The sequence below is a fragment of the Streptomyces sp. 147326 genome, from assembly GCF_045000215.1.
GTDB lineage: Bacteria > Actinomycetota > Actinomycetes > Streptomycetales > Streptomycetaceae > Streptomyces.
Genome location: NZ_CP134201.1, coordinates 8,917,615 through 8,928,490 on the forward strand (window position 1 = coordinate 8,917,615; position 10,876 = coordinate 8,928,490).

Sequence of the window (10,876 nt, forward strand, 5' to 3'; positions counted from 1 at the left end):
CCACGCCACGCCCTCATTTTCCGACGGTAGCCAATTCGGGTGAGTTGGGTTTGTATTCAATGTCTTAAAGGGCGCTACCAGGAGAGACGTTTCGGCACCGGTCCGGAATGGTGATGAACCGCTCGCGGTCAAACAGACTTCCGTACTACGAGCACCCCCTCCCGGCCCTGCTGGCCCGCGCCGACCGGGGCTTCGCCCGGTTCCTCGGCCACGACAGCGAGGACCAGGAGCACGATGCCAACGGCCCGACGCCGGGCGTCGGCCACCCGGGCGACAACAGCGAGGCCCGATGAACACAACCAGCACCCACACCGTCCTGCATGACCCCGAGGGGCGCATGGAGGCGGAGCTGCTCCCCCTCGACCGCGAACCCCGCGAACTGCTCGCCAAGGCCGTACTCGGCTGGAGCGTCCCGCACGCCGGGTTCCAGCCCCACGACTACGAGCAGATCGCCCTCTACGGGCCACGCCCGCGCCGTGGCCGCCGACGTCCAGCGCCAGGCACGACAGCTGCTGGCGGACAGCCCCCGCCGCGCCCTCGCCGACGTCGTCCTCGAAGAAGCCGCAGCGAAGCGGCATCCCGGTGCTCGTGGTCCGCGGCTTCAGCTCCCAGTCCTACGCCGACGTCGTCCGCGACCGTGTCACCCACGAGCAACGCGAAGCCTGTCTACTCGTGGTCGGTGACTTCGACTGCTCGGGCGAGGACGTCGAACGCGACTGGGTCGCGCGCACCGCATGCTGGAGCCAAACCCGGCGCGTGCTGCTCACCCGCGACCAGGTCCGCGAGTACGAGCTGCCCGCGACCGAGGGCAAACGCGGCGACCCCAGATGGCCGGCCTTCGCCCGCCGCTACGACTTCCCCATCGACCGCCCCGTGCAGTGGGAAGTCGAAGCCCTGGAGCCGGCCGAGCTCCAGCGCCTCGTCCTCGCCGCCATCGCCCCGTACGTCGACCGCACCGTGCTGGCACAGCAGATCGCTCGCGAGGAACAGCAGCGCCGCGCCCTGGTCGACTTCGTCGGCCGTTTGATCCGAAGCACGGCAGTTGTCGCCGGCAGAGCTGATTGAGCTGGTGTATGACACCGGTCGAAGGAGCCTGATTGTCATCTGTGAGGCACGCGGTTTGTCACAGATCCTCGTTCCGGACCACCGTGGCCGACTACGAAACGACCTCTCAGTATCCCCAGCTGGCGTAGATGGTGACGTTCTCGCCATTGTCCCTGGCTCCGACGCACACGTCACGCCAGTCGAGCAGCCAGCCGCTGGAGCGGCAGCTCTCCTGCTGGAGGCCCAGTTCGCGGATGATCTCCGGGCGGGACATGCCGTCCTCGCTGGTGACCGTCGCGGCGCGCGAGCAGCCGCCGGAACCGCAGCTGGTGCCTTCGTTGACCATGCTGATGCCTGGCGGCAGTGAGGGGAAAGCCTTGGACGGCGGGGCCTCCGAGCCTTCGCTGATCATCAGCGCGTACAGAAGGCCGACCACGAGGGTGAGGGCGAACTGCGTCCCCAGGAAGCCGATCGCTCCCTTGCGGCGGGAGGTCCATTCCGGGGAAGGAGAGTTCTCGTGCCGTCCTTCCAGTCCCGTGCCGCATGCGATGAGCAGGGGCGCGAGAGCCGTGAACACGAGATGGGCGTCGGGTCTGGGGGCGTCGATCCAGCCCCGCTGGACACTGATCAGCAGACTGGCTCCGGCGAGCAGCGTGCCGCCGATCGCGAAGCCGACGGGGCGGGTGCGGGCGATCGTCATCCAGATGACGGCGGGCGCGACGGCGAAGAGTATCCCCAGGACGATCAGCATGTACGGGGGGACGTGCGGCCCCGACCGCCCGGTTCCACACGGCCGGGGCCCACCTCAGGTCCGCAGGCCGGTCGTCCATGCCGTGAGTGCGGCGAAGTCGTCGTCGCCAAAGTCTCACCTGTGTGCACCCACGGCCTTGCCGGTGACAACAAGCCTGCCTATGTGACAGCTATCGCGCTTCGGCTCACCGTTGGGGCGCGGCAGGCGGTACGGGCGAGAGGCGCTAGAAGGACACATCGATGTAGTCGATGTCGGTGAGTTCGACTTCGAGGTGGTCGGCGCGGCGTCCGCCGTCCTTGAAGTAGGTCTCCTGGAGGCCTTCGGCGACGATCGCCCGTAGTTCCGGGTCTGCGGCGCCTTGTTGCTGGGCGTCGAAGAGGCGTTGCGCGTAGGCGGGTGGGAGGTGGACGGTGAGTCGTCGCATGCGGCCGTCGTCGGTGGTGCCGACGGGTGCGGTGTATCCGAACCGGGCGCGGGTCTCGACGGTGATGCCGGTTGCGGTGGCTGCCTGCTTGCGGCGGCGGCCGCGCACCACCGGCTGCCAGCGGGCCCGCACCGCGGCGTCGATGCGGTCGGTGATTCCCTTCGGCGGGGTCTTGCGGTCGCCGGTGCGGTAGCGCTCGATGGAGCGCTGGCTGACGCCGAGCTCGGTGGCCACGGCCTTGGTCGTCTTCAGCTTGCCCATCAGGAAGTTGATGCGGCCCTTCAACGTCTTGGGCGGCTCGCGGGTGAATGATTCCCGGTCTGCGCGCTCGATCGCGTCTTCAATCTCTCCCACGGTGATCCTCAGCTCCCTTCGGGAATGGGGTCCTGGCCGGCGGGGTCGACCAGCCGGAACCAGATCTCGCGTGTCTCGCGCAGGTCATGCCGCCACAGTTCGAACCGCGGCGAGGCCCGGTGGGCACGGATGCAGAGTTGCAGGGCCTCCATGCGCGCCTCCAGGCGGTCCAGCGTCCGCTCCAGCTCCGCGCCGGCCTCCGGCGAGGGCGTGCCGGTGTCGGCCGCCACGGACCTACTCGCCCTCTTCAAGGACGGCGTCGCCGCCCTTGATGTGGCGGGCCGGGTTGAGGCCCTTCTCCATGAGGTCCACGGCCCACGCCATCTCCTGCACACCTTCGACCTTCGCGAGGCCCGGCGTCGTCCCGAGCCGGAAGGCGCCCGGGAGCGGTTTGCCGGAGGTGGTGTAGGGCAGGAAGTCGAGCGGGGAAGGCCCGGGGCTGGCGTAGACGACGCAGTCGGAGAGGACGCCGAGCGGGTACTGGCCGGTGGCCTTCGCTGTGTTGGCCATCTTGCGGTGCATGTTGACCCGCGCCTTGGAGATGACTGCGGCCCGGATGTCGGGGCGCCAGGTCGGCCGCTCCAGCGCCGGCCACCGCTCCCCGTCACGGTAGTGGCGTCCCTGGGGGCGCTCGCGGAGCTTGCCGACGCCGCCTTTGACGGTTGCTTTGATCGCGGCGAGGACGGCCGCCAAGCCCGGGTCGACCTGCTTGTGCTGCTCCATCGCGGCGAGGAACTGCCGGTCGTCCAGATCGGCGGTCACGCCGAGGTCGGCGAGCGTGTCGAGGTAGGCGGTCTTGAGGCGGTCGTGCCACGGGTCCAGGTAGGCGCCGGTCTCCCTGCGCAGGTACGCCTCGATCGGGGCGACGTCGTAACCGAGTTCCTGGGCGTAGGCGAGGGTGTGCGTCTGGTACCAGGCCGGCCCCTCGGGCCGCCGGCCGGACGGCGTGAACGGCGACGGCAGACGCGGGTCCAGCTCGATGTGCGACAGGTCCACCAGCCAGGAGCCGGGGATCTTCTTGTTGAACGTCGGGCGGTGGAAGTGGTCGGGACCGGACAGGCCGACGACCAGGCGCGCGGAGGCGGCGAGGAACGCGGTGTTGATGTCCAGGCCGACCGCGTACGGACGCAGGCACTCCTCATCCGTGAGGAGCTCCACCTCGCGCACCCACTGGTAGGCCTCCTCGTCGAGGAAGCCGCCGGTCCATCCCTGCGCGACCGGGTGCTCCTGCGGGGCTTCTGGCGGGGCGGGGTCCATCGGTTCGGTGCCGAGCGAGCCCGGGTTGTAGGCGGATGCCCACTCGCCGGTGGTCTCGTTCTTCACGGCGCGGGTCGGCGGCCGCAACGCGGTCATGAGCTCCAGCCCGGAGGTGGCGGTGGAGCCGCGCGGGGTGATCACCCGGGCCGCGTACGTGCCGAGCACACGCGCGATGTCGGCCGGCTCCATGCCGGTGACGCCGGGCCAGGAGCGGGCATCGAGGGCGTCCCAGGGCAGGATCGCGAGCTGCACGCACTGGCGCTGCCCGGCCTGCGCTGGCCGGTAGATCCGGGCCCAGGGGCCGAAGCCGCGCTGCGTCAGCTTCCACTTCGCCTTCGCGATCTGCTTGACGACGGGGTGGTCGTCCTCCAAGCGCAGGGAGCGGCGCTGCTCGTGGCCCTCCAGCCGCTCGGGCAGGCCGAGCTTCACGGCGGCCGCTGCGGTGAGGACGATCAGCGGGTCGGAGTCCTTGCCGTTGCGGTTCAGGCGCGGCGCACCGAGCCCGAACTCGGCCAGCGTCCACTCCACCAGCTGCGGAATGGTGGTGGCCGGGCAGTCCAGGACGATCCCGTTGACGCCGTATGCGGTCCCATCGCCGTCCAGGACCGCGAGGGGCCCGTGCGGGAACCGCGGGTCGGCGGCCGGCTGCGCGGCGGCTTTCCTCGCCGGGCGGCGCGACGTTGCCGAGGGCTTGGCCGCCTCCACGGGTGCCTTCATGACCGGATCCGGTGCAGCGGCGATGGCGGCCTTGGAGTGTCCGGCGGGCCCGCTGGGTTGCTCCACGGGGCCGGTGAACGCCTCCGGAACCGGAGCGGGCGCGGGAACCGGAGCGGGCGCGGAGGCGGCCGGTGCGGGGTACCGCTCGGCCCAGCCGTCCAGCAGCCGCAGATAGGCCTGAAGCCGTGGCGGGCGCGGCTCGGAGCGGCCGTTCTCCCAGTTCTTCACAGTCTGCGGCGTCGACTTCAACGCGGCCGCGAGCCGGGCCTGCGTGACACCCGCCGCCTCACGCAGCCGCGCCCGCTCCGCCGGAGACGGCAACCGCGGCTCGCCCTCCAGCAGCGCGTCCACCGCCTCGAACAGCTCTTCCTGGCTCGGCATGGCCCACCTCCACCCCGAACCCTAGCAAAATTAACCCCACCTAGAGATTGGATTTAACCCTATCGGGGGTGCTGTGTTTTCGGAATTGTCGCGGAGCCCGGTACCCAACTGCACTGGCTGTTGGGGCCGCCCGGGTGTGGGCGCATGCGCGGACGGGGCAAGGTCGCAGACAGGATCCGGCCGGCCTGTCGGCGGGTGCGTGGGAGAGGGCGGTGTGCTGGGGGAGTGGGACTGGTGGACGGTGGACTTCGGGGACGCGCACGCGGGCGCGGCGGGTGTACTCGTCGGCGGCAGCGAGCCGGGCCCGGTCTACTTCGATGTCGGGAGCGGTCCGGACGTGCCGTCGACCACGCACTGGTCGGCCTACGACGGCCGGGCCCGCCGCCCGCGCGCCGACGCGCTCCGGGCGGTGTGCGCGTGCGGATGGCGCAGCGCGGCTCAATTCCCCCTGGACTGGAACACGATCGGCGACCAGCCCCTCTACGAAGCGGACCTCGACCTGACGGGACCGCTCGCGGACTGGACCGCGCACCTGTCCGTCGTCCGCGATGCCACCGTGCCGCTGCCCGAGCCGCTGGCCGCACTCCTCGTCGAGATGGCCGAGCAGCTGACCGCCACCGCCGCGGACACGCCGCTGGCCGCGCTGCGCGCCGCCGGAGTGCTGGAGCGGATCGCCGCCCGGATCGGCCGGGAGACCGCCGGCGCGCTGTGTGACGACGCCATGCCTGCCGAAGCGGTGGCCCCCGCGCTCGGCACTACCCGCTCCAAAGGCCCTGGTCCTGCTCCTGACCGCCCAGGAAGGGTGACGGTGCGCACCGCAGCTTCCGCCCTGTTGGTTTCAGGATTCGCCGGACCGGATTCAGGTCCGCGGGGGTGGGGGATACGATGGTGCACCACGCCGGATGAAAGCTTGTCGACTTGTACTGACTGGTCCTCCCGCCCCGAAGCAACTGAACGAGAACAGCCACCTGGGCCGACAAAACCGCAGCTCAGAAAGTGTCGACCCCGCACCTGCGGGGATGGTCCCTCCGACGATGCCGCCTTCACCAGCGGAGTCAGGTCGACCCTGCGCCTGCTGGGGATGGTCCGGCCGGCCATCTCGACCTAACCACAGCCACCGGGTCGACCCCGCGCCCGCGGGTACCGTCGTAGTCCCGGCGCTGATGCTGTCGACCCCGCGTCCGTGGGGATGGTCCTGCTGCCACCGTCGCGAGGCCGGCCGCAGAGCGTCGACCCTGCGCCTGCGGGGATGGTCCGTTCGGAAAGGAGCTGGCAAAGCTCGCGCCGACGTCGACCCCGCACCTGCGGGGATGTCCCCTGCTGCGCCGCGTAGAACGCCTGGGAGGTCGCGTCGACCCCGCGCGGGGATGGTCCGGGTGGAGCCGGAGCCGACGAAGGGATCGAAGAGTCGACCCTGCGCCCGCGGGGATGGTCCGCCGCTGCGGACTCGGAGGAGAGCGGTCGTGGCGTCGCTCCCCGCGTCTGTGGGGATGGTTCGAGGGTGCCGTTGGCGATATGTCCGGCAGGGGTTTGCGTGCGTGGAGGCGAACTATCGCAACTATGATAGTTGGGGTAGGTTGGGGGGATGGAGCCGAAGACGTACACGACGATCGACCTCCGCAAGCAGATGGGCGAGATCCTCGACCGCACCCGGATTGCGGGGGAGCCCGCCGCGATCACCCGTAAGGGCAAGACCTTGGCCTACCTCGTGCCGGCCGAGTGGTTCGAGCAGTACATGGCACAGCATCCGTCGGCCCCCGGCGCCGACCAGAACGCCGCCTGAAAGGGCCGGACCGCAGGCAGACCAGGAGTCCCTTCGCCATGACAGCGCAGCCCATTCACTTCGACGGCCCCGGCGGCGAGAAGCCCCGCCCGGTGCCGCCGATGCCCGAACGCACCCCGCAGGCCCTGCGCCTGGCCATTCAGGAACACGCCCCGCATCTGCTGCCGGACTTCGAGGCCCACTGGCGCCGCGCGATCGGCGACGCCTTCAACCTCACCCCGGTACCGGCCTTCATGCGCCTGTGGTGGACCCAGTACGCCATCGCCCGCGACCCAGGCCTGGAAGCCCACCTGCGTGACCTCGAAGCCCGCGCCACGAAGTCCGAGGACCCCGAGGAGTCCGCCCCGCTCCTGGCCGAGTACAGCCGACTACGCCGCCAAGCGGCTGGGGTGGAGCCCGGTCGGTGACCGATGAGCTCCCACTCCCGCCCTGGAAGATGGACTGGACGGCAGAGGCGCTCCAGGATTTCGAGAGCATGCCCCAGGACGGTAAGCAGCTGGGCCTGTCAGCCCGCGCCGAGCTGATCACCGCCCCGGATCCCTATTACCGGGGCATCGACGCCGACGTGTCACTGCCGCACTGGATCACCGTCCGCCCGCTGGCCTCGACCAGTCCGGGCGGCCCGCACATCGCCGACCTCGCCGGTGGCCGCGGCTGGCTCATCTTCACCTTCATCCGCCGCCATACCGACCCGCAGATCACCGTCACCGACACGTTCTGGGCCTGACCGTTCGTCCGTACCAGTAACGCGCCCTGCCCCATGTGCTGAGAGGGGGCCGGCGTAGAGACCGGCACTGACCTGGTCTGGACAGTTCTGTCGTCGACCAGCCCGCGGGGGTGGTCGACGACGCGCGTACAAGGTGCGGCCGGTCGGCCCGCGCAGCGGGGATGCTCCGCTGGGGTCGGCGATCAGGTTGCCTTCCACTCCGTCGACCCCGCGCCCGCTGGTCCGCTGGGCATGACGGAAGCCAGCTTCCGGAACCTGTCGATCCCGCGCCCGCGGGGATGGTCCGCAGGGCCAGGACGCGGAGCTGCGCGCGTACACGTCAACCCCGCGTCCGCGGGGATGGTCCGACGGGCTTTTTGGCGTCGCTGCGAAGACGTCCGGGTTCGGCGTCGAGTTCGCTCCCGGGCCTCAGTCGGCCCTGCGCTTGTGGATGGTCCTTGCCGCCTCCCGCCGGCGGGGGATTCTTCTGGGGCTACCCGGCCCAGTCGACGCCGAGGTCGGCGAGGGCGGCGAGCTGGGCGGGGTCGAGCTTGTCGCGGCGGGCTTTCTGGTTCCCGATCCAGATGCCAACCCGGTGAGGACCGTCCGGGAGCTGCTCGATGGCACCGCGCCCCGGCAGGCCCCCCTCCCGCGCGGTGTACTGCGTGAGGGCTTGGAGGCCTTTCTGGAACGCCTCGCCGCCCGTGCGCGGCCCGGTGGCCGTAGTCGTCTTCGCCGCCGTCTTGCGGGCGCGTGGGGCCTTCTTCACGCCGAGTTCGCCGAGCCGGCGCTGCTGCTCCTCGTTGAGCCGGTCCCAGCCCCGCCGTTGGGTGGCCAGCCACCGTCCGACGTCCTCACCGTGCCGTGTCACCCCCGGCGTGATCGCGGTCAGGCGGGCGCCTTCGGCGAGGAGCTGGGTGAGGTAGGCGTAGTGGCGTTGCCAGTCGACCGTCCATCCCAGCGTCCCCGGGTTCCAGTCGGGGTCGATGGCGGCGAGCGCCGCGCCCCGCCGCTGCGCCCGTTCGGGGTCCTTGCCCAGCCCCCCGTGCCGGCGCACGTTCGTGAGCCACTGTCCGACGGCCTGGTCGAGCGCGGTGGCCTGCCGCGGCGCGGCCAGGGTCCCGTGGAGCTCGTAGTAGGCCCGCGCTGCGCCGAGGTTCTGCTCGAACGCGGCGTCGGCGGTGTCCCAGACGATCCCCAGCTCTTCCAGCTCGGCCGCGCGCTCGCCGGTCATGGTCCCGGCCCGGTAGGCCCGCCGTTGCTCGGACAGCCACCGCCCGAGCGGGAACGCCCCTTCCGGCTCGACGTGCTCGTACGGGACCTGCAGATCGCCCTCCCGCTGCCGGTACCGGTACGCGGCCTCGGCGCCGCGGCGCCAGTCCTGCCGTTCGGTGTTGATGACCTGGTAGGTGATCCACTTCGCGATCAGCGCCGGATCCCGCGGCGAGGCGAACCGGAGCAACAGCCGCGACTCCTCCTCACCCTCCTCCGGTGCCTTCCCGACCGGCCGCGACGGGTCCACGACCTTTTTCTGGCTCTCCTGCGGAATAGCAAGCATTTCCACAGCCTTTTCATCGTGTGCCCGGAGTCCTTCCAAAACCCGAATGAGAGGGCGGTAGGAATTCGAGGAAAGCATGTCCTCTAGCTTTTCATCCGCACCCAAAAAGATGGGCACGATCAGAGTCGCCATCTTCCCTTGCCCGGGTTGCTGGCGCAGGGCCCGGCCGATCGCCTGCACGATGTCCACGGCCGATCCTTTGGGGTCGACCAGGGCTACCGAATCCACACTTCTGATGTCGACTCCTTCGCCCAGGACCTTGCAGTTGGCCAGCACGGCGCGGCCAGCTCGGCGTCCGAAGTCGGCGAGGACCGTCTGCCGGTGGGCGCCTTCGTGTTCCCCGCACAGCCATCCCGCCCACACCCGCTCCGGATGCCGCCCCGGATCCACCTGGTGCAGCCGCGCGGCGACGCGGGGCAGGCCTGCGGCGAAGGCCTCCGCCTCGATCGTGCGGTGATGGAAGGTGATGGTGGTCTGCAGACCGTGGGCGGCCATGGTCTCCAGGAGCGCGGTCTGTAGGGCGGCGAGCCGCTCGCCGCGCAGCTGCTCCTCGTACCGCTCCTCACCCAGGAGCCGGTCCGGGGTCACAACCGGATCAGTCAGCTCCGCCACGACGATCTGGTACTTCGCCAGCAGTCCGCGGGAGATGGCGGATGCGAGGGACAGCTCGTAGACGACGGGTCCGAACACTGTCTCGTCGTCCATCGAACACGCCAGCTCCCGAGGTAGGCGGTCCCAGCGCGGCCTGCTGACGTAGACCCGCCCCTCGGCCTCCGCCTCCCTGCGCTCCTCCTCGGAGAGCCGGCGGGCCTCCTCGATCTCCAGCTCCTGGGCCCGCGTGCGGGGCGGCCGCTCCTTCCAAATCCGGGGGGTCGCGGTCATGTAGAGCCGGCGCATGGCGGGGATAACCTCCTGGCGATGAACGTCCGCCCACGCCTTCCCGGCCGAGCCGGACGTACGGTGCGCCTCATCCACGATGACCAGGTCGAAGACGTCCATCGGCAGCCCGTACGCACCCTCGTGCGCCTCGGCCAGAACCGGCAGAGAGGCGTACGTCGCGTACACGGTGACCTGGCCGCGCCCGTGCCAAAGACCGAGCTGCGGCGCCGACGTCGTCGAGCGCACGTCCAGGCCCCACAGAACAGGGTCGCCCTCCAGCGAGCAGACTGCGACTGCCGGCCCGGTGTGTCCGGCGAGCCTCCACCCGCGGACCGTCTGTGTGAGCAGGTCCAGGGTCGGCAGGAGCACCAGGACCCGGCCGTGCCGGGCCAGCCGGAGCGCGGCCGCGGCCGCCATGAACGTCTTCCCGGTCCCGCACGCCGCCACCACCGTCGCGCGCAGACCGGCCTCCGGAATCCGTTTCCCGGGCGGAATATCCAGCCCCCGGACAATCGCCTCCACCGCCTCCTCCTGATGAGGACGCAGCACGATGTCACCAGACTTCTGCATTCGGCACTCCGCTGAACTCGAAGCGGCGGACAGACCCGCCGGGGAGGGGGTGGCGATGTTCTCGGGATCCTACACAGCTACACGCATCATCTTCGATGTGATGCATACTGATGACTGTACCGCTCCCGCCTGCGTTCCGGAGCCTCTCGTCAGGTTTCCCCGTGTGATCACGAGGGAAGATCAGCGTGGTCGTCACACGATGGAGGAGAACCGGCATGGCGCAGGGCATTGTGAAGTGGTTCAACGGAGAGAAGGGCTTCGGGTTCATCTCCCAGGATGACGGTCCGGACTTGTATGTCCACTTCTCCGAGATCCAGGGGGAGGGCTACCGAAACCTGGAGGAGAACCAGCGAGTCGAATTCGACATCGAGCAGGGCCCAAAGGGGCCGCAAGCCGCGCGGGTCCGCGGGATCTGACCCACCCCACAACGGGGTACGACGCCAGGGGTGCTA

12 protein-coding genes are annotated in these 10,876 nt (G+C 70.2%); 7 read left to right on the forward strand and 5 right to left on the reverse strand.

Features of this window, described 5'->3' with window-relative positions; all coding sequences use genetic code 11:
• The first annotated feature begins 113 nt into the window (after positions 1-113).
• Together RIU97_RS41550 and RIU97_RS41555 are read left to right on the forward strand one after the other, a co-directional pair.
• Positions 114-293, forward strand: a complete 180-nt coding sequence (locus RIU97_RS41550; protein ID WP_404962697.1) for a hypothetical protein — start codon at positions 114-116, stop codon at positions 291-293.
• A gap of 289 nt (positions 294-582) precedes the next feature.
• Entirely contained in the window at positions 583-1,065 is a 483-nt protein-coding gene (locus RIU97_RS41555) for a hypothetical protein (RefSeq protein ID WP_404962698.1), read from the forward strand.
• 106 nt (positions 1,066-1,171) lie between these two features.
• Here RIU97_RS41555 and RIU97_RS41560 read toward each other — a convergent pair whose 3' ends face one another.
• From RIU97_RS41560 to tap, 4 genes are all read right to left on the reverse strand, one after another.
• Positions 1,172-1,795, reverse strand: coding sequence for a hypothetical protein (locus tag RIU97_RS41560; RefSeq protein ID WP_404962699.1), 624 nt, complete (start codon positions 1,793-1,795; stop codon positions 1,172-1,174).
• 223 nt (positions 1,796-2,018) lie between these two features.
• A complete protein-coding gene (gene tpg, locus RIU97_RS41565) occupies positions 2,019-2,573 on the reverse strand; it encodes a telomere-protecting terminal protein Tpg (RefSeq protein WP_404962700.1) in 555 nt (184 codons plus the stop codon).
• 8 nt (positions 2,574-2,581) lie between these two features.
• Positions 2,582-2,803 (reverse strand): hypothetical protein, encoded by a 222-nt coding sequence (locus tag RIU97_RS41570; protein WP_404962701.1) that lies wholly within the window; start codon positions 2,801-2,803, stop codon positions 2,582-2,584.
• A gap of 4 nt (positions 2,804-2,807) precedes the next feature.
• The gene (gene tap / locus RIU97_RS41575; RefSeq protein WP_404962702.1) at positions 2,808-4,928 is read right to left on the reverse strand and encodes a telomere-associated protein Tap; all 2,121 of its coding nucleotides are present in this window, start codon (positions 4,926-4,928) and stop codon (positions 2,808-2,810) included.
• A gap of 214 nt (positions 4,929-5,142) precedes the next feature.
• Here tap and RIU97_RS41580 point away from each other — a divergent pair, with 214 nt between their 5' ends.
• From RIU97_RS41580 to RIU97_RS41595, 4 genes are all read left to right on the forward strand, one after another.
• The gene (locus RIU97_RS41580; protein WP_404962703.1) at positions 5,143-6,036 is read left to right on the forward strand and encodes a hypothetical protein; all 894 of its coding nucleotides are present in this window, start codon (positions 5,143-5,145) and stop codon (positions 6,034-6,036) included.
• A gap of 477 nt (positions 6,037-6,513) precedes the next feature.
• On the forward strand, positions 6,514-6,711 hold the full coding sequence (locus tag RIU97_RS41585) for a type II toxin-antitoxin system prevent-host-death family antitoxin (RefSeq protein ID WP_404962704.1): 198 nt from the start codon (positions 6,514-6,516) through the stop codon (positions 6,709-6,711).
• Positions 6,712-6,749: 38 nt separating this feature from the next.
• The gene (locus tag RIU97_RS41590) at positions 6,750-7,118 is read left to right on the forward strand and encodes a DUF6247 family protein (protein WP_404962706.1); all 369 of its coding nucleotides are present in this window, start codon (positions 6,750-6,752) and stop codon (positions 7,116-7,118) included.
• A complete protein-coding gene (locus RIU97_RS41595; RefSeq protein WP_404962707.1) occupies positions 7,115-7,438 on the forward strand; it encodes a hypothetical protein in 324 nt (107 codons plus the stop codon). Before RIU97_RS41590 ends, RIU97_RS41595 begins: the two co-directional genes overlap by 4 nt.
• Positions 7,439-7,910: 472 nt before the next feature.
• On the opposite strand, the gene RIU97_RS41600 is transcribed toward RIU97_RS41595, so the two are convergent.
• Positions 7,911-10,424, reverse strand: a complete 2,514-nt coding sequence (locus RIU97_RS41600) for a Helicase associated domain protein (RefSeq protein WP_404962708.1) — start codon at positions 10,422-10,424, stop codon at positions 7,911-7,913.
• A 215-nt stretch (positions 10,425-10,639) separates the two neighbouring features.
• On the opposite strand from RIU97_RS41600, the gene RIU97_RS41605 reads away from it, so the two are divergent.
• Positions 10,640-10,840, forward strand: a complete 201-nt coding sequence (locus RIU97_RS41605; protein WP_383810978.1) for a cold-shock protein — start codon at positions 10,640-10,642, stop codon at positions 10,838-10,840.
• Positions 10,841-10,876: the final 36 nt, after the last annotated feature.

Coding starts and splice junctions, on each gene's coding strand:
- RIU97_RS41590 (WP_404962706.1), top strand. CDS start 6,750: ATGACAGCGCAGCCCATTCACTTCGACGGCCCCGGCGGCGAGAAGCCC.
- RIU97_RS41605 (WP_383810978.1), top strand. CDS start 10,640: ATGGCGCAGGGCATTGTGAAGTGGTTCAACGGAGAGAAGGGCTTCGGG.
- tap (WP_404962702.1), bottom strand. CDS start 4,928: ATGCCGAGCCAGGAAGAGCTGTTCGAGGCGGTGGACGCGCTGCTGGAG.
- RIU97_RS41600 (WP_404962708.1), bottom strand. CDS start 10,424: ATGCAGAAGTCTGGTGACATCGTGCTGCGTCCTCATCAGGAGGAGGCG.
- RIU97_RS41560 (WP_404962699.1), bottom strand. CDS start 1,795: ATGCTGATCGTCCTGGGGATACTCTTCGCCGTCGCGCCCGCCGTCATC.
- RIU97_RS41550 (WP_404962697.1), top strand. CDS start 114: ATGAACCGCTCGCGGTCAAACAGACTTCCGTACTACGAGCACCCCCTC.
- RIU97_RS41585 (WP_404962704.1), top strand. CDS start 6,514: ATGGAGCCGAAGACGTACACGACGATCGACCTCCGCAAGCAGATGGGC.